Origin of the sequence: Amycolatopsis sp. CB00013 (assembly GCF_001905755.1) — a bacterium.
In the GTDB taxonomy this organism is placed as follows: domain Bacteria; phylum Actinomycetota; class Actinomycetes; order Mycobacteriales; family Pseudonocardiaceae; genus Amycolatopsis; species Amycolatopsis japonica.
The window spans coordinates 334,349-355,559 of record NZ_LIWC01000001.1 but is presented as its reverse complement, the minus strand read 5'-3'; the positions used below and the strand labels follow the sequence as shown (position 1 = coordinate 355,559).

Annotated in this window: 14 protein-coding genes; 4 read left to right on the top strand and 10 right to left on the bottom strand. The window is 69.6% G+C overall.

Going from position 1 to position 21,211, the window contains the following annotated elements; genetic code table 11:
* Positions 1-302: 302 nt before the first annotated feature.
* Complete coding sequence (locus tag AMK34_RS01490) at positions 303-1,244, top strand: 5'-nucleotidase (protein ID WP_198941616.1); 942 nt, start codon at positions 303-305, stop codon at positions 1,242-1,244.
* 30 nt (positions 1,245-1,274) lie between these two features.
* On the opposite strand, the gene AMK34_RS01485 is transcribed toward AMK34_RS01490, so the two are convergent.
* Positions 1,275-2,012, bottom strand: a complete 738-nt coding sequence (locus AMK34_RS01485; RefSeq protein WP_083649712.1) for a GntR family transcriptional regulator — start codon at positions 2,010-2,012, stop codon at positions 1,275-1,277.
* A gap of 112 nt (positions 2,013-2,124) precedes the next feature.
* Between AMK34_RS01485 and AMK34_RS01480 the strand changes: the two genes are divergently transcribed.
* The 3 genes from AMK34_RS01480 to AMK34_RS01470 are packed head-to-tail and all read left to right on the top strand — an operon-like array spanning position 2,125 to position 4,071.
* A complete protein-coding gene (locus tag AMK34_RS01480) occupies positions 2,125-2,478 on the top strand; it encodes a RidA family protein (RefSeq protein ID WP_073842412.1) in 354 nt (117 codons plus the stop codon).
* Positions 2,471-3,115: a helix-turn-helix transcriptional regulator gene (locus tag AMK34_RS01475; protein WP_037336669.1), complete on the top strand. Its 645-nt coding sequence runs from the start codon at positions 2,471-2,473 to the stop codon at positions 3,113-3,115. The genes AMK34_RS01480 and AMK34_RS01475 overlap by 8 nt, the downstream gene beginning before the upstream one ends.
* Positions 3,112-4,071, top strand: coding sequence for a pyridoxal-phosphate dependent enzyme (locus AMK34_RS01470; protein ID WP_073842411.1), 960 nt, complete (start codon positions 3,112-3,114; stop codon positions 4,069-4,071). The genes AMK34_RS01475 and AMK34_RS01470 overlap by 4 nt, the downstream gene beginning before the upstream one ends.
* A gap of 309 nt (positions 4,072-4,380) precedes the next feature.
* On the opposite strand, the gene AMK34_RS01465 is transcribed toward AMK34_RS01470, so the two are convergent.
* The 9 genes from AMK34_RS01465 to AMK34_RS01425 form a co-directional block, all read right to left on the bottom strand.
* Complete coding sequence (locus tag AMK34_RS01465) at positions 4,381-5,358, bottom strand: alpha/beta hydrolase (RefSeq protein ID WP_038514788.1); 978 nt, start codon at positions 5,356-5,358, stop codon at positions 4,381-4,383.
* Positions 5,359-5,371: 13 nt separating this feature from the next.
* Entirely contained in the window at positions 5,372-6,937 is a 1,566-nt protein-coding gene (locus AMK34_RS01460; protein WP_073842410.1) for an acyl-CoA carboxylase subunit beta, read from the bottom strand.
* Positions 6,934-13,353 carry a type I polyketide synthase gene (locus AMK34_RS01455; protein WP_073842409.1) on the bottom strand — a complete coding sequence of 2,140 codons (6,420 nt, stop codon included), beginning with the start codon at positions 13,351-13,353 and terminating at the stop codon, positions 6,934-6,936. Before AMK34_RS01455 ends, AMK34_RS01460 begins: the two co-directional genes overlap by 4 nt.
* Complete coding sequence (locus AMK34_RS01450) at positions 13,350-15,107, bottom strand: fatty acyl-AMP ligase (protein WP_073842408.1); 1,758 nt, start codon at positions 15,105-15,107, stop codon at positions 13,350-13,352. The genes AMK34_RS01455 and AMK34_RS01450 overlap by 4 nt, the downstream gene beginning before the upstream one ends.
* Before the next feature lie 169 nt (positions 15,108-15,276).
* The gene (locus AMK34_RS01445) at positions 15,277-16,653 is read right to left on the bottom strand and encodes an MFS transporter (protein ID WP_073842407.1); all 1,377 of its coding nucleotides are present in this window, start codon (positions 16,651-16,653) and stop codon (positions 15,277-15,279) included.
* A gap of 106 nt (positions 16,654-16,759) precedes the next feature.
* Entirely contained in the window at positions 16,760-17,677 is a 918-nt protein-coding gene (locus AMK34_RS01440; RefSeq protein ID WP_038514799.1) for a helix-turn-helix transcriptional regulator, read from the bottom strand.
* A 185-nt stretch (positions 17,678-17,862) separates the two neighbouring features.
* Entirely contained in the window at positions 17,863-19,632 is a 1,770-nt protein-coding gene (locus tag AMK34_RS01435; RefSeq protein ID WP_073842406.1) for an alpha/beta hydrolase, read from the bottom strand.
* A gap of 157 nt (positions 19,633-19,789) precedes the next feature.
* Positions 19,790-20,590 (bottom strand): siderophore-interacting protein, encoded by an 801-nt coding sequence (locus tag AMK34_RS01430; protein WP_073842405.1) that lies wholly within the window; start codon positions 20,588-20,590, stop codon positions 19,790-19,792.
* A 144-nt stretch (positions 20,591-20,734) separates the two neighbouring features.
* A complete protein-coding gene (locus AMK34_RS01425) occupies positions 20,735-21,190 on the bottom strand; it encodes a flavodoxin family protein (protein WP_038514808.1) in 456 nt (151 codons plus the stop codon).
* Positions 21,191-21,211 lie beyond the last annotated feature (21 nt).

Genomic DNA, 21,211 nt, shown 5'->3' with positions numbered 1-21,211 from the left:
CCTCAGACTGCCCACCGGTACATAGGGCGCCACACACGAACATTATGAACCGCCCGCATCGGTCATCAGAATGCTGACTCACCGCTTCCCCTGCGAAGCAACGCGTCACCACCACTCGAGATATGAATCATTTTGATAACACTTGACCAGCGGAAAGATGACGCTCCATTGAGTTGGTAACGAAGCCCACCTCCGAAGCGACCGACAAGAACCCCTTCTCAACCCGGACGACAAGGCAATGCGGCACGACACGATGCAAAGCCTGCCCAAAGCAGAACCAGAGGTGCAAGATGCCATTTACATTGACCGACCGCCTGGTCGTTGGCGTAGCTTCAAGCGCCTTGTTTGACCTGACAGAATCTCATAAAGTATTCAAAACTGGCAACGAGGAAATTTACAGGAAATACCAAGAAGATAACCTTGACAATCCACTGGCACACGGGGTTGCATATCCATTCATAAGACGTCTTCTGTCTCTGAACAATCTAGCAACCCCTGACGATCCTCTCGTTGAAGTCATCGTCCTTTCACGAAATAGCCCAGACACAGGCATGAGAGTAATGCGATCAATTGAGCACCACGGTCTGGCGATCACGAGATCAATATTCACACAGGGACAGTCTCCCTACAGGTACATGCCCGCTTTGAACATGTCCCTCTTCCTATCCGCCGACGCATCCGACGTCAGAAATGCCATACAGCTCGGTCTTCCGGCAGGACATGTGCAGCACTCATCGTTTGTAGACGACGATGATGACAACCTCCGGATAGCTTTCGACTTCGACGGGGTAATTGCAAACGATGAGGCTGAAAGGGTAATGCAAACTGGCACCCTTGCCGACTTCCACAGCCACGAGGTCGCCAACGCCGCGATCCCCCTGGAGCCCGGACCGTTAAGCAAGTTCCTAACAGGCATGAATCGCATTCAGAGAATTGAAGAAGAGCGACGTTCACTCGACGAGCATTATAAGAACCGAGCACGGATATCAATAGTCACTGCACGCAACGCCCCATCTCATGAAAGAGCCGTACGGAGCCTACAATCCTGGGGCGTCACAGTGAACGACGCTTTTTTCCTGGGCGGAATCGACAAGGCTGCAATACTGAATGTTCTGAAACCGCATATATTCTTCGACGACCAGCAAAGGCACCTCAGCGCAGCCCCTGGAGTTCCATGCGTTCATGTGCCGTTTGGGGTAGTGAACGAGTCACAACCAGGCGATAAAACCGAGGATGCGGCCTAGCGAATACCGCCAGTCGCGACCAGGCGAAGGCTACCGGCTCCGGCGCTCGGCCAGCCAGCGTTCCGAATCGGGAGTGCCGCCGTCGAGCTGATCCACCACCGCGTCGAGGAAACTGCCGTGGCCGTGGTCGGCCAGTGCCTGCAACACCGCGTCGGGGTCGCCGCCCTCGATGATCGTGAGCAGCTCGCGGTGCCGTTCGACGTTCTGCATCAACGATTCGCCGTCGCGGCGGGCGCTGCGGTTGAGGGCCATGCACAGCTGCATCTGCAGGGAAAGCGCGCGATAGGCCTCGGTCACCCGCTCGTGCCCGGCCAGCGCGACGATCGACTGGTGGAAGTCGTACTTCCGTTGCGTGAACACACCTTCGTCGCCGTCACGGCCCGCCTGCTCGAACGCCGCGAGGGCGTCCCGGCACGCTTGCAACCGCTCCGGCGAGCGGACCGGGATCCCGATCCGGACGGCGAAGGCTTCAAGTTCTTCGCGCAGGGTGACGATTTCGTAGACGTCATGGCGGGTCAGCGGGCGGACGATGACGCCACGCCGCGGATGGGGTACGACGAGTCCCTCGAAGGCCAAGATCTGCAACGCTTCCCGCAGCGGCGGGCGGGACACCCCGAGCCGCTCGGTCAGTTTGGCCTCGACCAAACGCGTGCCGGGCGGGAGTTCGCCGGAAAGTATCATCGCGCGCAGCGCCTGGGTGGCCAGGTCGGCCATACTCGGCGGCGCGACGATGCGGCCGTCCTCGTCCTGCACGGAACTCATGGTTATACGGACCCCTCCCTGTCTGTATACGGTATATCAATCACCGTCGTCGCGCGTGAGCGGTAGGTCACTTCATATTCGGTTGGACAATCCGTCCAGCACTTATACAGTCGGTCTCGTGACCAACGAGCATCCGTATCCGCCCGCCTTCCGCAGCGGCGACCTGGTTTCCGTGTCCGGACGGCTCGGCGTGACCGAGACCGGGACGCTGGTATCCGGCGGATTCGACGCCGAATGCCCGCAGGCCTTCGCCAACCTCGACACCGCGCTGCGGTCGGTGGGCGCGACCCGCGCGGACGTGGTGAAGGTCGTCGTCTACCTGACCGACATCGCCGACCGCGACGGCCTCAACCGGGTGTACGAGGAGTTCTTCTCCGAGCCCAGGCCGGCCCGTACCTGTGTCGGGGTCGCGTCCCTGCCGTACGGCGGCGTCGTCGAAGTCGAAGCCCTCGCCCGGGTACGCGATGTCTGAGCAGGACGCGATCCTCGACGCGCTCGCCCCGGTCGCCGACGGCATCGCGGCGACGCTCGGCTCGTTCTGCGAAGTCGTGGTGCACGACTTCCGCCGTCCGGAGCAGTCGGTGGTCGCGATCGCCGGCTCGGTCACCGACCGCACCGTCGGCGGATCGATGAGCGAGATCGGCATGGGCCTGCTCGCTCGCGGCGACGACGCCGAAGACCAGCTGAACTACGTCACCAGGACCGCGTCCGGGAAGCTCGTGAAGTCTTCGACCATGCTGCTGCGCGACAGCGGCGGCTCGGTGTTCGGCGCGTTGTGCGTGAACCTCGACGTCACCGCGCTGGGCCAGCTGCGGACCCTCGTCGGCGAACTCGCCGACGTCGGCACCGCCGCCGAAACGCCGACCACCACCTTCGGCGACGACGTCGACGCGGTGGTCGACGCGATCGTCGACGAGCACCAACTCCGGCTGAACAAACCGTGGACCGCGCTCAGCCGCGAAGAACGTCTCGACCTGTTCCGCAGCCTGCACGCGCGTGGAGTCTTCGCCGTGCGGCGGGCCGTGCCCCAGGTCGCGGCGCGGATCGGGATCTCCCGCGCCTCCGCCTACAACTATCTCGCCGAAATCCGTGAACAAGGAGCATCATGACCGCCCCCGTGACCATCGACGACATCCGCGACGCGGCCGCCCGCCTGGCCGGGGTCGCGCACCGGACCCCGGTCGTGCGTTCCCGCACCCTCGACGAGCTCGTCGGCGCAGAGGTCTTCATCAAATGCGAGAACCTCCAGCGCGTCGGGGCCTTCAAGTTCCGTGGCGCGTACAACGCCGCCTCCCGGCTCTCGCCGGAACAGCTGGCCAAGGGCATCGCCGCGTACTCCTCGGGCAACCACGCGCAGGCCGTCGCCTTGGCCGCGCGCGAACTCGGGAGCAGCGCGGTCATCCTGATCCCGGAGGACACCCCGCAGTCCAAAAAGGACGCCACCGCGGGTTATGGCGCCGAGATCGTCACGTACGACCGGTACACCGGCGACCGCGTCGCCATCGGCGAGGCGCTGGCGGCCGACCGCGGTCTCGCGCTCATCCCGCCCTACGAGCACCCGCACGTGATCGCGGGACAGGGCACCGCGGCGCTGGAACTGCTGGAGGACACCGAATCCCTGGACACGCTCGTCGTCCCGGTCGGCGGTGGCGGCCTGATCGCGGGCAGCTCGACCGCCGCGAAGGCCGTGCGGCCCGGCATCCGGGTGATCGGCGTCGAACCCGCCGCGGGCGACGACACCAAACGCTCGCTGGACGCGGGGGAACGCGTGTCGATCCCGGTGCCGCGGACCATCGCCGACGGCCAGGCCGCCGAGATCCCCGGCGAACTGACGTTCTCGATCAACCGGCGGCTCGTGGACGACATCGCGCTGGTCACCGACGAGCAGGTCCGGGACGCGATGCGGTTCGCGTTCGAGCGGCTGAAGCTGGTCATCGAGCCGAGCGGGGCGACCGGGCTCGCCGCGCTGCTCAGCGGTCGGATTCCCGCGTCGGGCCGGGTCGGGGTGATCATCAGCGGCGGGAACGTCAGCCCGGAACGCTTCGCCGAACTGATCGCCGGCTGACCCCTCCGCATTTCGTCCTCTGAATGCGGCTGTCCGTGAAGGCCCCGCGGTGCTGGTGTCGCGAAAGCCACTTTCGGGACGTCTGGTGTCCCGAAAGTGGCTTTCACGGCATTCCCCACCTCATGTCGCCCCCGCGCCCACCGACTGACGTTGCGAAAGCCACTTTCGCAACGTTGAAGGTTGCGAAAGCGGCTTTCGCAACGCCTCGGCGAGGGCCGACCGCGTGACTCGAGTGATCAGACGCCGAACTCACGTGATTGGAGGCCGGACTCGCTGTGCCGCGTCTGATCACGCGAGTTCGGCGGCTGCTCACAGGCCAAGCCCGCCCGCCAGCACCGGCCAGGAGTTCCGCAGCGCCCGCTGCCAGTAGGGCCAGCTGTGCGTACCGTCGCCGTAGTAGTCGACGGTCGCCGGAATCCCCTTGGCCTTCAACCGATCCGTGAAGGTCACCGACGAAGCCAGCGCCTGGGGTTCGAAGATGTCGGACTGGCCCGGCGGGTCCAGCGGGCCGGTCTTGCCGTTCCCGCACGAGATGTAGAGCGCCGTGCCGCGCAGGCCGTCGATGTTGTCGTACGGGTTGTTCGCCGTCCAGATAGGCCGCATCCCCCAGCTGTCGCCCCAGAGTTCCAGGTAGTTGAAGATCCCCGCGCGGGCCAGGATCCCCTGGATGAACAGCGGCGCTCCCTGGTTGAGGGTGTTCGGCACCCCGCTGTAGGACGCCGCCGCGGTGAACATCCCCTTGTGCTTGTACGAATACGCGAGCGCGCCGTACCCGCCGATCGACAGTCCGGCGACCGCCCGGCGGGTGCCCGCCCGGTAGCCGCGTTCGACGATCTGCCGCACCTCCAAGGTGTGGAAGGTGTCCCAGTCGGGAGTGCTCCTGAGCCCGAAGTTCCACCACTTCGTGTACATACCGGCCGGCCCGCCCGTCGGCATGACGACGAGGGCGTCCTTGTCCGCGGTGAACGCCTTGACGTCGGTGAACTGGTCCCACGAGCGGTAGTCGACCGGTTCGCAGCAGCCGTGCAGCAGGTACAGCGTCGGCCAGGTCCGCGTGGGCTGCGCGGCCCAGCCGGTCGGGACCAGCAGGCGGACCATGCCGGTGGTGCCGAGCGCGGGCGAACTGATCTTGAGATCGACCGTGCGCGCGTCCAGCCAGGTCTCTTCGACGACCTTCGCCCCGTTGTCGGCGGACACCGGTGCGGGCGCCGCGCTCGCCGGGATCGAGCTTCCGAGCAGGGCCACCATGGCCAGCGCCAGCAGACCCCACCGCCGGGTTCGCTTCATCACTTCTCCTTGCTCACAACGGGATGTTTCCGTGTTTCTTGGCCGGAAGGGTCTGCCGTTTGGTCCGCAGCGCGTCCAGGGCCCTCGCCACTTGAAGGCGGGTCTGCGACGGCGCGATGACCTGATCGACGTAGCCCCGTTCCGCCGCCAGGTACGGGTTCGAATGCCGTTCCCGGTACGCCTCGGTGAGCCGCCGCCGTTCCACGGTCCGCTGCTCCGGCGGTAGCGCGGCGAGTTCGTGCCGGTGCAGCACCCGCACCGCGCCCTCGGCGCCCATCACCGCGATTTCGGCGGTGGGCCACGCCAGGTTGACGTCCGCACCGAGGTGTTTCGACCCCATCACCGCGTACCCGCCGCCGTAGGCCTTGCGGATCACCACGGTCACCTTCGGCACGGTCGCTTCGGCGTAGGCGTAGATCAGTTTGGCGCCGCGCCGGATGATCCCGTGCCGTTCCTGCGCCTCACCGGGCAGGTAGCCGGGGACATCGGCGAGGGTGAGGATCGGAATGCCGAAGGCGTCGCAGAACCGGACGAAGCGCGCCGCCTTCTCCGAGGCGTCGATGTCGATCACGCCGGCCTGATGCCGCGGCTGGTTCGCCACGACCCCGACCGTGCGGCCCCGCATCCGGCCGAACGCGCAGATCATGTTCGGCGCGAAGGCGCTGTGGATCTCGGTGAACTCGCCGTCGTCGACGAGCCGCGAGAGCACCTCGGTCATGTCGTAGGCCTGGTTCAGCGAGTCGGGCACCAGGCGGTCGAGTTCGAGATCGGCGGCGGTGAGTTCCGGATCGGTCTCGTCGGCGTATTCCGGTGCGGCGTCGAGGTTGTTGGACGGCAGGTAGCCGAGCAAGGTCTGCACCCAATCGATGGCGTCGTGCTCGTCGGCGGCCCGGTGATGGGCGTTCCCGGAGACCTCGCTGTTCACCGCGGCTCCGCCGAGCCGCTGAGCGGACACCCGCTCGCCGCTGACGGCGTGCACGACGTCCGGGCCGGTGACGAACATGTGCGCGGTCTCGTCCACCATCACGGTGAAGTCGGTGATCGCCGGCGAGTACACCGCCCCGCCCGCACACGGTCCCATGATCAGCGAAATCTGCGGGATGACACCGGACGCGAGCGCGTTGCGCCTGCCGAGTTCGGCGTAGTAGGCCAGCGAGACGACGCCTTCCTGGATCCGGGCGCCGCCGGAGTCGTTGATGCCGACCACGGGGCAGCCCAGCGTCATCGCCAGATCCATCACCTTGAGGACCTTCTCGCCGAAGACCTCGCCCATACTGCCGCCGAACACGGTGAAGTCCTGGGAGAACACGCAGATCCGCCTGCCGTCGACGGTGCCGTGCCCGGTCACCACGCCGTCGCCGTAGGGCCGGTTGGCGTCCATCCCGAACTCGGTGCACCGGTGCCGGGCGAACTGGTCGAGTTCGACGAAGGAATCCTGATCCAGCAACAGTTCGACGCGTTCGCGCGCGGTCAGCTTGCCCTTGGCGTGCTGCCGGTCGACGGCTCGTTTCTCGGCGATCCGGAGATCTTCCCGGCGGGCGGCGAGGTCCGCGATCCGGAACGCCGTCGTGTCGGTCATGGCCGCGCCGCCTTGGGCGCCCCGAGCCGGGCCGCGAGCGCGGCGGCGACCACCTCGACGTGCGGCGGGTCGATCATCGACAGGTGATCGCCCGGTACCCGCACGACCTCCAGATCCGCGCAGAAGGCGTCCCAGCCGAGAGCTTCGTCGGTGCGCAGGTACCGCGGGTCGAGGGTGGTGGTCAGCGGATGCGGCTCCTGCGCGCGCATCAGCAGCACCGGCCCGGCGTACGGTTCCGGCTCGTACCGTTCGGCCACGCGCGCGTCCACATAGGACTCGTACTGGTGCCGCAGCACGCCGTGCCCCATCCCGGGCACCTGCGCGGCCAGCCTGCTGATCACCAGCCGGATCTGTTCGTCGTCGCCGAGCCGGACGAGGTCCTCGCGCGGGACGTCCAGCGGGACGCCGTAGGTCCGCTCGACGTGTTCGGCGAAGCGGTCGAACCGGTCCAGCAGGATCTCGTGCGCCGGCTTCCCCGGCGCGGGCAGCGGCAGGATGCTGTCGATCATGAACACCAGATCGACCCGCTCCCCCGCCGCCGTCAGCCGCCTGGCGGTTTCGTAGGCGAGGCAACCGCCGAACGACCAGCCACCCAGCCGGTACGGGCCCTGCGGCTGGATCTCCCGGATCAGCTCGAGATAGCACTCGGCCTTGTCCTCGACCGTCTCCTCTTCGTCGATCCGTTCGAGCCCGTAGACGGGCCTGCCCTCCGGCAGCAGACGGACGAGCCCTTCGTAGACGCTCGTCGGACCACCCGCCGGGTGGAACAGGAACACCGGATCCACGCCACCCTCGCGCAGCGGCCGGACGGGGCAGCCTCCGCGTCCCTCGATCGCGTCGCGCAGCAGATCGGCCATCGCGGCGATCGTCGGCGTCGCGAACAGCCGTTCCGGGACCACTCCGAGCTGCCCGGTGAAAACGACGCGCAGCCGCTCGGCCGCTTCGGCGTCGCCGCCGACGGCGAAGAAGTCGTCGTGGACGCCGGGTTCCGCGCCGCCGAGTTCGGCCTGCCAGTGCCGGGCGATCCAGCGTTCGGCCGGGTCGCGGGGCCCGACGGCAGCACTCGGTCCGGCAGACCGCGAACCCGCCTCGCCGAACCCGGCCTGTTCCGCGAGATGGTCGGCGAGTTCGCCGAGGCTCGCGCCACGCAGCAGCAGCGGGATCGGCAGCGGCAGGCCGAAGTCGCGCTCCACCACTCCCCTGGCGCGCATGGCGGTGAGGGAGTCCAGGCCGAGCCGGGTGAGCGGCGCGTTCCTGTCGATCTCGTCCGCGGCGAGGCCGAGCATCCCGGCGACGAGCCCGGCCAGGTAGTCGGCCAGCATCTCGCGGGCCGCTTCGGGCAGGACGGCCCGCAGCGCGTCCAGCCCGTCCCAAGTGGACTGTCCGGCGACCGGTTCGTCGCCCGGTACCAGGATTTCGAAGAAGGGCCGTCCGGCCAGCCGGGGGAACAGGGCCAAGACCGTCCCGGCGTCGACGCGGGCGATCCCGGTCGAGGCGCGGTCGCGGCGCAGCACGGCGTCCAGTGCCGCCAGCGCCTCCTCCGTGCCGAGCGGTTCGAGGACGGGGTTGCGGTTGCCGACGGCCGCTCCGGCCTCGCCCCAGGCACCCCAGCCGATGGTCGCCGCCGGCAATCCGGCGGCCCGGCGCCATGCGACGAGTGCGTCCACCCACGCGTTCGCGGTGGCGTAGGCGGTCTGCCCCGGCGATCCGAACAGTGCGGCCGCCGACGAGTACGTCAGCCACCAGTCGAGTTCGTGCCCCGCCGTCGCTTCGTGCAAACGCCACGCCCCCAACGCTTTCGCCCGCCAGACGGCCTCGACGGCGTCGTCGTCGAGGCTGACGGCGGCACCGTCGGACAGCACACCGGCCGCGTGCAGGACACCACGCAACGGCAGGCCGCCCTCGGTCGCCGCCGCGACCAATGCCTCAGCCGTCCCGGGCGCCGCGATGTCAGCCGCCACCACGCGGACGTCGACGCCCTGGTCACGCAAATCCGCCAGCAACGGTTCGACGGCGGGGCTCGCACCACGCCGTCCGGAGAGGACGAGCCTGGTCGCGCCGTGTCCGGCCAGCCAGTCCGCCGCGACCAGGCCGAGGCCGCCGAGACCACCGGTGATCACGTAAGCGCCTTCGCGCACAACGGTTTCACGGCCGGGTTCGCCGAGTTCCGGCCGGGCCAGCACCCGGGTGTAGCGGACGCCCTCGCGCCAGGCGATCTCGTCGTCCGGCGCGTCCGCGCGGAGCTCCGCCGCCAGCTTGCCGACCCAGAGCAGGGCGGGATCCGGCTCGGCGTCGAAGTCGACCTGGCTCGCCCGCAGTTCGGGGTGCTCGAAGGCGAGAACGCGGACCAGTCCGCGCAGCCAGGCCTGGCCGGGGTCTCCACGCTCGCCGGGTTCGACGGCCGACGCGCCCGCGCTGACGAGCCACAGCCTCGGCGTTCGTTCGACCAGTTCGGCGAGGACACCCGAGAGCGTCGCGACCATCCGCGCGTCCCGCATCGGGTCGAAGTCACCGGACGCGAGGCAAGCCAGAACTCCCGTGACCTGACGGGCTCGCAGGGCTTCCGCCAGCGCCGCCCGGTCCCCGAGCGGAACGGTCACCAGTTCGTCCCCGGCGAGCCGGTCACGCAACGCCGTCAGCCACGGCGCGTCCTCGTGCAGGACGACCCAGCGGCGCGGGCCCGGCGCGGCCGAGGGCAGGTCGGCCTGCCGCCAGACCGTCTCGAACAGCAGATCCGCCATCGGCACCGGCAGCGCCGAACGCTGGAACCGGCGGCAGTAGACATCGCGGAACTCGACCAGGACGACACCGTCGGCGTCGACCAGCTGGACCCCGCCGACCAGGCCGTCACCGGCCGGATCGAGCGAGTCGAGTACGGCGTCGACCCGGACACCGCGGCGTGGGTCGCCGGTGAGGACGACCTCGCCCAAGGTCAGCGGCAGAAACACGCCGTCGGCTTCGCGCAGCACGTCCCCGGCGGCCGCGGCCAGCGCGTGCAGGCAGGCGTCGGCGATCACCGGATGCAGGACGTACGCCGGATCGTCGGCGGGCAGGGTGATCGACGCCGAGGCCCGGCCGGGCGCCGCCAGGACATCGCGCAACCCGCGGAAAGCGGGACCGTAACTCTGCCCCATTCCCGCCAGCACCTGATACAGGTCGATCGGCCGGGCGTCGTCGCCGACCACGCCGAACGGCACCACCACGGTGTTCCCGTCGCGGACACGGGCCGTGGCGTGCCGCACCCAGCCGCCGTCCGCGGACCGCGCGTAGACGTCCACTTCGGACGGTCCGATGCTCAGGCTGGTCGTCACCTCGGTGTGCGCGGCCAGCGGGAGGACCCGGTGCAGTTCGAGGCCGCCGACGCGGAGCTGTCCACCAGGCCGCAGGACCGACTTCGCAGCCGCGAGCGCGAGTTCCAGGAATCCGGCGGCGGGGAACAGCGGGACGCCCATCGCCGCGTGGTCGGCCAGCCAGGGCAGCGTCTCGGTCCCGACGTCCGCGTGCCACAGGTGCCCGCCGCCGGTCGGCTGTTCGATGTGGACACCCAGCAACGGATGCGTGCCACCGGATCGGTTCGCCGGGCGCCGCGGCCAGAACCGCCGGTGCCGCCAGGGCGGAGCGGGCAGTTCGACCGGAAGCGGGCGGGGGCCGCCGTCGTCGAGTACGACGGGCAGCCCGAGGGTGTGGAGCCGGGCGAGCGTGGTGAGGAACGTCTGCCGCTCGTCGACCTTGCGGCTCGCGGACGGCACCGCGAGCGCGCCGGTGCTCTGCTCGATCGCGGCGAGTGCCACCGGATGCGGCGAGATCTCGACGAACACGCCGTATCCGTCGGCGGTCGCCGCCGCCAGCGCCTGGCTGAACCGCACCGGACGCCGCAGATTCGCCGCCCAGTAGTCGACGTCGAACACCGGCATCCACTGTGGATCGTCGAGGACGCTGCTGTAGCAGGGGATTTCGACCGGTCGCGGGGACAGCCCGGCAAGCTCGGCGCGGAACCGGCCGAGAACGGCGTCGACGGCTTCCGAATGGCCCGCGCCGCCGACCGGAAGCCGCTTCGCCAGCCTGCCGAGGCTCTCGACGTGCGACACCAGCGCCTCGACCTGCTCGGCTCCACCGCTGACGGTGCACTGGACCGGCGAGGCGTAGACCGCGACCGTGATCCCGGGAAAGTCCGCCTCCAGGTCGGCGAGTTCGGCCGGGGACAGCTCGACCACCGCCATCGCGCCGTCGCCGGAGGCGTCGACCTCGGCCAGCAGCCGGGCGCGGGTGGCCATCACGCGCAGACCGTCGGCGACGTCCAGCGCGCCCGCGACGACGGCGGCCGCGACCTCGCCCATCGAATGCCCGAGCACCGCGGCCGGGACGACACCGTGCGCACGCCAGAGCCCGGCGAGGGCGAGTTGCATGCCGAACAACGCGAGTTGCGTCGCGCCGAGGTCCGGCGGGTCGTAATCGCCGGAGAACACCGCACGCAGGGAGAATCCGGCTTCGGCCCGGAACACCGGATCGAGCGCCTCCACCTCGGCCCGGAACACGGGCTCGGTGCGCAGCAGGACACGGCCCATCCCGGGCCACTGGGAACCGTAGCCGGAGAAGACGAACACGACGTCGGACGCCGGCGCGGCCTCGCCGAGGACGACGTCGGCGCTCTCGCGTCCGGCGGCCATCGCCCGCAAGGCGGCGGCCACCCGGTCGCGTCCCTCCGCGATGACCACGCCACGGACAGGCAAATGGTCCCGGCTCCTGGCCAGCGTCGCGGCGACCGTGTCCAGCGAGACGGACCGGTGGGCGGGGTCTTCGAGCCAGTCCGCCAGATCGGTGGCCCGCGCCCGGAGCACCTCGGCCGAACGAGCGGACAGCGCGAACACGTGCGCCCTCTCGGTCTCCTTCCCCCGGGCGGCGAACGACGCGGCAGGCCATTCTTCGAGAACGACGTGGGCGTTGGTGCCGCCGAAACCGAACGCGGAGACCCCGGCGCGCACGACGTCGGAGTAGCGCGGCCAGTCCGTCCCGGTGTCGACCACGCGAAGACGGAGACCGGCGAAATCGATATGCGGACTGGGTTCGTGGTGATGCGGGGTCGGCGGCAGCCGCCGGTGGACCATCGCGAGGACGACCTTGATCAGCCCGGCCATCCCCGCCGCGCCTTCCAGGTGGCCCAGGTTCCCCTTCACCGAGCCGATCAGGAGCGGACGGCCGGGTTCGCGGCCGGCGCCGAGCACCTCGCCGAGCGCGCCGGCCTCGATCGGGTCGCCCACCTCGGTCCCGGTCCCGTGCGCCTCCACGTAGTCCACAGAGGACGGTTCGACGCCCGCCGCCGCGTACGCGTCGCGCAACAGGTCCGCCTGCGCGCCGGGGCTGGGCGCCACGAGACCGTTCGACCGGCCGTCGGAATTGACCGCGCTGCCGCGGATCACCGCGAGCACCCGGTCGCCCGCGCGGCGAGCGGCCTTCAGCGGTCTCAGCACGATCACCCCGCAGCCCTCGCCGCGGGCGATACCGTCGGCGGCGGCGTCGAACGGTTTGCAGTGCCCGTCCGGCGCCAGCACCCCGGCCCGCTCGAAGGACGCGGTGACCGCGGGCGAGAGCAGCAGGTTCACCCCGGCGACGAGCGCCGCCCCGCATTCGCCGCGGCGGAGGCTCTGCACCGCCTGGTGCACCGCGACCAGCGACGACGAGCACGCGGTGTCGAGGGTGAGACTGGGACCGCGCAGGTCGAACAGATACGACAGCCGGTTCGCGGCGATGCTCATCGCGGCACCGGTGGCGGACCACACGTCGACGGCGGCGGGATCGGCCATCGTCAGGTGGCCGTACTCGCCGGCCGACAGCCCGACGAACACCCCGGTCCGGCTCCCGCGCAACGTGGACGGCGGGATCCCGGCGTGTTCCAGCGCCGCCCACGCGACTTCGAGGAGCATCCGCTGCTGGGGATCCATCGTCTCGGCCTCGCCCGGCGTGATACCGAAGAATTCGGCATCGAAACCGGCGATGTCGTCGAGGAACCCGCCGCGGACGGGGGTCTCCCAGCGGTCTTCCGGGACCTCGCGGATGCCGTCGCGTCCGGCGTCCAGGAGCCGCCAGTACCGCTCCGGGGAGTCCGCGCCGCCCGGCAGACGGCAGCCGAGGCCGACTATCGCGATCGGTTCCTCTTCGCGGCCTTCACCGACGACGGCCGTGGATTCCTCCACTGTGGACAGACGGGCGGCGAGCGCGGTGATCGTCGGGTACTGCCACACCAGCGTCGGCGGCATCGGGCGGCCGAGGTGCCTGCCCAGTTCCGCCGCCAGTTCCATCGACTCGCGGGAGGAAAGCCCGCTCTCGTGCAGTGGCCGATCGGGGTCGACCTGGTCGGCGGGCGAGCCGGTCCGTTCGGCCACGCGCGCGATGAGCCAGGCGCGGATCTCCGCGGTCACCCGAGCCGCCGCAGGGTCAGCGATCCGTCCAGATAGGACTTCCGGCACCGCGCCCGGCTGATCTTGCCGCTGGAAGTGCGCGGGATCTCGCCCGGGGCGAGGAAGACGACATCGTAGGGCCGCAGACCGTGCGCGGCCGAGACCGCCCGCCGGATCTCGCCGGTCGCCACGACGAGGTCGGTCTCGCTCCCCTTGGCACGCTCCGCCAGCACGACCGCCGCTTCGCCGTCTTCACGCTGGATCGCGAACGCCGCGGCGGAATGCGGCCGGACCGCGGGATGGATCTCCACGGTCTGCTCGATGTCCTGCGGATAGTGGTTGCGGCCGTCGACGATGACGAGATCCTTGAGCCTGCCGGTCATGAAAAGTTCGCCGTCGTAGCGCACCCCGAGGTCCCCGGTCGCGAGCCAGCCCGCGCCGGACTCCGGGTCGATCGGCGGCAGGCCGAAGACACCGTCCGCGACGGGCCGTCCCCAGTACCCCACTCCGACGTTCGGGCCGTTGACCTGGATCTCCCCCACCCTGCCGGGTTCGACCAGCGCGCCGGTGACCGGATCGGCGATGCGGACCCGTTGCCCCACCGGGAACCCGCACGAAACGAGCGTGGTGGACGTCGCGCCGGGAAGCGCGGGCGTCGCCAGGCCGGTGGCGAGCTGATCGCGGTCGAAAGCGACCTCTCGCGGCGCCTTGCCCGCCTCGGTGACGGACACGAGCACGGTGGCCTCGGCCAGCCCGTAGGACGACCGGTGCACCTCCGGGCGCAGCCCACACTCCTCGAAGGCGCCGTGGAATTTCGCGATCGTCGACGGGAGGACCGGCTCGCTGCCGTTGATCAGCGAGACGACCCGGCTCAGTTCGAGGTAGCTCTTCTCGGCCTCGGTCACCCGGGAAGCGCTGTAGGCGTAGGCGAAATTGGGTGCCGCGCTGATCGCGCCGGGACTCGCCGAAAGCGCGCGCAGCCAGCGCGACGGACGTTCGAGGAAGGCGAGCGGATCCATCAGGACCGACGACGCGCCCGCCGCCATGGGCGCGCCGATCCCGAGGATCAGGCCCATGTCGTGGAAGAGCGGCAGCCAGCTGACCGTGGACGTCGTCCCGGTTTCGATCGCGTAGGCGTCGCACGCCTGGCGTGCGTTGGTGAGCGCGTTGCGATGGGTCAGCATCACGCCCGCCGGCGTCCTCGTGGAACCGGACGTGTACTGCAGGTACGCCAGTCCGTCCGGTTCCGGTCGCGGCCAGGAGCGGTCACCGGCCGCGACCGGAGCAGTGGTGTCGACGGCGAGCACGGCGGGGCGCTCGATCGCCGTCGAGGCGAGGAAACCGGCGGCGGCGTCGAGTCCGTCGGTGGTCGTGAGCACGACCCTAGGCGCGCAGTCGGCGAGCACGGCGGCCAGCCTGCCCGCGTGCCCGGGGAGGTCCGGGGCGAACAGCGGGACCGCGACCAGCCCGGCGCGGATCGCGCCGAGGAACGCGACGACGTAGTCGACGGACTGCCGCGCCAGGATCGCGGCCCGGTCTCCCGCGCCGGTGAACGAGGTCAGCCGGGTGGCGAGGACGTCGACACGCTCGTCGAGTTCCCGCCAGGACAGGGTGATCGCCCGGCCGTCCGCTCCGGCGCGATGGTCGAGGTAGGTCACCGCGACCTCGTCGCCGAGCCGCCACGCCCAGTACCGCAGCAGCGTGGCGAACGATTCCCCACCGGGTGCGTCGTCCGTGCCGCGGGCGGCGACGACCGTTTCCGAAATGGTTTCCATGGCCCCTCGTTTGACGACGTGAGCAGGAGCGGGTGAATTCGGAACGGCGCCGTTGCCGAAAGCGGATTCCATTCCGGAGACCGTTCTTTATCTGCCCGGAACTGTATGGACGTCCCGGGAAGGGTGTCAATGAAAGGATGATGGAATGCCGGTGCGCGTGCGGACGTGCTCACCGGGAAGTGAGAAAGGGGGCACCCCGCTTGTCACTTCGGGACGAACTTCGGGGGTTCAGGAGCCGGAGCGCGAGGAGCGCTCCGGCGAGTTGCAGTGCCGCCGCGGTCAGCAGGCCCGCCGTGTAGCCGTCGGCCAGCGCGGCCGCGGCACCTTCGTCGAGCCGGGCCGCCCGGACCACCGACAGCACGGCCCCGATCAGCGCGACGCCCAGCGCGCTCGACAGTTCACGGGACGCGGTGAGCAGTCCGGAGGCGGTGCCCGCGTGCCGTTCGGCGACGATTTCCAGCGCGTACGAGGTCAGCGGGGTGGTCAGGGCCGATCCGGCGCCGATCAGCACCAGACCGGGAATCCTGGGCGGTATTTCCGGCAGGTGGTTGACCGCGGCGAGCGCCAGCAGTCCGGCGGCCACCGTGGTCAGCCCGGCCGCGACCGTCCGATGTGGACCCCAGCGCGGTACCGCCCAAGGCACCAGCGGGGTGGCGGCGACGACCGCGACCGCCACCACGACCAGCGGCAATCCGGCGAGCATCGGCCCGAGACCGAGGGATTCCTGATGCAGCAACGGCGTGAAGAAGAAGACCCCCGAAACCCCCAGCCCCCACAGCAGCTGCACGGTGAGCGCGCCGGTGAAGACCCGCGTTCCGGTCAGCGTCTTCGGCACCAGCCGCACACGCGCGCGTCTTTCCCTGAGCACGAACCAGATCGCGAAGGCCGTCCCCGCCGCACCGAGCACGACGCTCAGTTCCACCACGGCGGCGGTGGTCAGGACCATCGCGGTGGTCACGACCAGCATGGACAGCACGGCGGGCCTCCCCGCCGCCGGATCACGATCGGCGAGGGCGACCTTGCGCACCAGTAGCAGCATCGCCGCCACGAACGGGAGGTTGGCGAAGAAGATCCAGCCCCAGCCCAGATATTCGCTCAGCATCCCGCCGAGCGTCGGGCCGAGAGCGAGGGCGGCCGCGAGGCAGGCGGTCCAGACCGTCGCTCCCACAGCGCGTCTTCGCGCGTCGAGGTTGGTGCGGAGCAGGCTGAGCAGGGCCGGGACCAGGAACGCCGCCGCCGCGCCTTGCAGAATCCGCGCGGAGACGACGAGCCACGCCGTCGTGGCGAATCCTCCGGCGGCCGCGCCGGCACCGAACGCGAGCAGCCCCGCCCGCAGGGTCGCGGCCTGGCCCCAACGGTCCACCAGCGTTCCCGCCACCGGCAGCAACCCGGCGAACGGGAGCATGTAGCCGATGCTCACCCATTGCAGCGTGGGCAGATCGAGCCCGAGTTCCCGGGCGAGCGAAGGCGCGCCCGCCGCGACGATCGTGTTGTCGAGGGTGGTGACGAAGGCCCCGAGCCCGATCATGAGGAGCGTCGCTCGCATTTCGGCTCCTCGTGAGTGAAGAGGACGGTTCTAACCGTCCTTACCACTCACGAAACCGGACCTCACTCTCCCGTGACAATTCCCGCCTGCCCCGTTCACGCTCGCGCTATAACCACCCCTGCCGTGAAGCCTGCGCTCCCAGTTGGAACCGGGTCTGCGCGCCCAGCAGTTGTTGCAGGCGGCTGATCCGCCGCAGGACGGTGCGTTCGCTGATCCCGAGCTCGCGGGCGATCGCCTCGTCGGTCAGGCCGCCGCTCAGCAACGCGAGCAGGCGGCGCGTGGCGACGGTCGGCTCCTGCGTCGCTTCCGCGTCGTCCGGACCACCCGCCCGCACCGGCACCCCCATCCGCCAGAACGATTCGAACAACTCGATCAGCGCGCTCAGCAGCATCGACGGATGGATCAGCAGGGCCAGCACGTCACCGGCGTCGGAGTTCGGGACGGCGATCAGCGCCCGGTTGCTGTCGGCGATCACCAGCTTCAGCGGCAGCCTGGGGAACACCCTGGCCTGCTCCCCGAGCGCGATACTCGACTGCACCTGGGCGAATCCGTCGTCGGTCCGCAGCACGGACGAGTCGTAGACGACGCGGTACGCGATGCCGCGCGCCATCGATCCCGGCTGCACCGTGCTCACTTCGGCCTTCGGGCTCATGTACGACCCCGGGTCCAGCGCGACGATGTCCACCCCCGCCTGCGTCTGCATGGCTTCGAAGGTGGCGATCACCTCGTCCCGGCTCCGCAGCACCTCGACGAAGTCCGCGTCGCGGCCCGTCCGCAAGGAGTAGGCGGCGCCGAGCACCTCGGCCGCTTCCCGCGCGCGGACGGCCGCGGCCTCGTGCTGCGCCGCGAACGCCGACAGCGCCGCACGCGGCGGGCACACCTCGACACCGGACTCGCCGGCGCGGATCAGGCCGAACCGCTCCAGCTCCGCCAGTTCGGCACCGGGCGGGCCAGGACGCCCTTCCAGCAGAGCCCGATACAGCTGCTCGGCCTCCACCGACAGGCCTCGCGACTCGGCGAGCATGACGCTTCTCCTCCCCCACCCCAGGATCGATCGGCGTGACATCGATGTCACGCCTCACCCTTCTTGAGGAGGAAACCGGCTGGATCGTGCGCCTGGACCGATAACGAAACCGTCACGGATCACGCCGAAGAGGCTCCCGCGAACCAAAGCGGTTCGCGGGAGCCCTTGTGCGACGCTGCCGGGGATCAGGCGTTGGCGGGCAGGCCCTTCTCGTCCGCTTCCGGCGTGGCGGTGCCTTCGAGCAGCTCACGGACGATCTCGTTCGCCTTGCGCACCTGGGGCGTGATCATCTTGATCTTGATCTTCCCGTCGTGCCCGAGGTTGCCGCCGACCTCGACCGTCTTGTCCTCACCGGGCAAGGGCAGGCCCTGGCAACCGGTGAACTTCTTCTTCGGCGTGTGACCGGTCTGGAAGTAGGCGACGATCGGGTCGTCGACGCAGTCGGTGTTGTACGGGAAGATCCCGTGGCTGCCTTCGTTGTCGACGCTGATCATCTTGGCGCCCGGCAGGCCGTTCGCGGTGGCGAGCGCGCCCTCGTACGGCGTGGCCGCGTCGAGTTCGGTCTGCGCGATCAGCAGCTTCGGGAACGTCTTGGCGTCCGGCGCCGGCTTGGCGTTGGTGGTCGGCCAGAACGCGCACAGCGGCGCGCCCGACAGGGCCATGATCGGCGCGATGAACGGCGCGTTCACGGTCAGGTCGGCCTGCCAGTAGGTCCAGTAGTGCAGATTCTGGTTCCACTGGCCGTCCTGGCAGCGGATCGCCTCGAACGCCGCGTCCCAGGTCTCCACCTCGGCGCCGCCCTGGTACGAGGCCTTGCGCTCGACCGAGTCCTTCTTCGCGATGGCCTCGAGCGCGTTGCCCTTGGCCTTGTTCAGGAACGCCTTGTTCGCGTCGGTCAGGCCCGGGGTGGCGAGCGCCTTCGCGACGACCTGCTCCAGCTTCTCCGCGTCGGTCCCGGTGGGCGCCGGTCCCTTCGCCAGCGCGGCCACCATGGAGGCCGCCGACGGATACTGGGTGGTGTCGTACATCGCCGGGATGATGAACCACGCGGCGTAGAGCATGCCCGCGAATTCCCGCGTGCCGCCCGCCTTCTCCCAGTTGCGGCGGATCTCCAGCGGGTCGGTGCCCGCCTTGTACTTGGCGTCGTTGCGCGCGACGTAGGGCAGCAGCGCCTCCTGGAACTGGCGGTCACGGCTGCGCGGCTGCAGGTCCCAGGTCTTCTCCAGGGTCGGGCGGCTCGCGTCGGTCGAAGAGTCGAGCAGGAAGCGGTGCGCCTTGCTCGGGAACGTGGTGGCGTACCAGGTGCCGAGCCACGTGCCGTACGAGTAGCCGATGTAGCTGGTCTTCTTCTCCCCGAGCAGCACCCGGATGAAGTCCATGTCGTACGCGGTCTGCTCGGTCGTGATGAACTTCGTCAGCGGGTTCTTCAGGCAGCCCTCGACCTTCGCCCGGCTGATCACGTTCTGGTCCGTGCTGTCCGGGACGGTGTAGCTACAGGTCAGCGGGGTGCTCTGGCCGACGCCGCGCGGGTCGAAGCCGACGAAGTCGTACTGCGAGGCCAGAACGGGGCTCCGCATCGCCATCGCGGCGCCCCACGGGAGCCCTTCGCCACCGGGGCCGCCGGGGTTGACCAGCGCGATGCCCTGCCTGCCGGTGCCGGGGTAGGCGGTCGCGGTCTTGGAGACGCGGACGCCGATCGTGTTGCCGTCCTGCGGGTTGTGCCAGTCCCGCGGCACCTGGACCGTGGCGCAGGCCAGGCCCTTGACCTTCTTCAGTTCCGCTTCCGTCGCCGGCGCGACGGACGGGAACGAGCATTCGCCCCAGGCCACGGCCTGCTTGGTCAGCGCACCGGCGAGCGCGGCGGTGTCCGGCTCGGCCTTGGCCGCGGGAGCCGCACCCGCGGCGGGGGCCAGTACCAGGCCCGAGGCCAGGAACGCGCCGGCGACCACGGCCACCGTGCCTCTCCGCGTCTTTCTCGTCCTACTGATCACCATGAACCCTTTCGACAGGAGCCCCCCGACGTCCGTACGTGAAGTAAAGACGGGTGATCAGGTTTCCCACACGGCCGCGAGCTGGCGGATACCCGACATGGCGGGATCTCGACACGAACGGTCAACCCGGGGAGCTCCAGCCGTGCCGCCAATATCCGGCGAACGAGATGTCAGCCTTCGCCGCACCTCGCTCGGACACAAGATGGCGGCGCAACGACGTCGCCAGCCGGGACTCGCCCGCGACCCACGTATAGAACCGCCCTTGAGGCAAGGATGCCCGCTGAACCGCCTCCAGCGCCGAAGTTCCTGGACGAAGTCCCGGGTCGTCCCTGCTGAGCCAGTGGACGCGGACGCCGTCGGCCGTGTCGTAGCGCCGGATGTCCGCGGCGGCGGGGACTTCCAGGAACACGTGCGCGGCAAGGGATTCCGGGGCGTCGTCGAGGATCGCCAACGCGGCGGGCAGCGCGCTCTCGTCGGCGACGATGAGCTGAGCGCCGACGTCGTCCGGTGGCCGGTAGGTGGTGCCCATGTCGAAGATCCCGGCCGGATCGCCCGGTCGCACGCGGCGGACCCATTCGCTCATCGGCGAATTCCCGTGGAGGGCGAACTCGATGTCGACCTCGTCGTCGGCGGGCCTCGCCCGGCGGATGGTGAGCGTGCGCACCCAAGGCCGCACCGACTTGGGCAGCAACATCAGCTCCGGCATCCACGTCTCGTTCGAAAAGGTGGGCATCCGCAGCCCGCGCTGTCCCTCACGGGGGAAGAACAGCCGCACCGTCTGGTCCGCGCCCGTGACGACGAGATCTTTCAGCTCCGGCCCGCCGAGTGTGACCGACGCGAAGTTCGGGCTGAGGCTGACACGCTCCCGGACCTCCAGCGTGATCATCTTGCGCGAGACCGGGGCCTTGAGGCGCGGGATCATCGCGCGCCCTCGGGATTTTTGCAGGTCATGGCACTATTATGAGCTTTTCCTCAGTTCTCGGGTACTCGCTTTTACCTGCCCGCCGGGAGGCCTCGGGACCTGCTGCGGGACGCGATCACGGACCGAGCCTGCTCACGTTCCGGATCAGGCCGTAAGGCGTTCGGCGAACCGCCGCGCCGCGTCGAGATCCGCCGTACCGGGCCGGTTCTTGCCGATGCCACCGACGAGCCGGAACGGGAACCACGTGTCGAAACCACGGCACGAGAACGTGCCCACCACATCGAATCCCTTGTGGCCGAGCAGCCGCGCGAGGCGGCGGAGGTAGCGCCGGAACGGCGGTTCGGGCAGCCCGCTCGTGGTGAACACGAACGCCTTCCGCCGCTGCTCCCCCGGCAACTCCTCGACGAACCGAAGCAGCCGCGGATGGAAGTCCATCCCGAAGATCCCCGAGCCGAACCCCACCAGGTCACACGAATCGAGGTCGGCGGGCTCGATTTCCTCGGGGCTGACGACGCGGGCGCCGAGCACCCCCGCCATGACCTCGGCGACCCTCTCCGTGTTGCCGTGCGACACCGAAACGCACACGATGACGACCTTCATGCCGATCCTCCACTTCGCCGG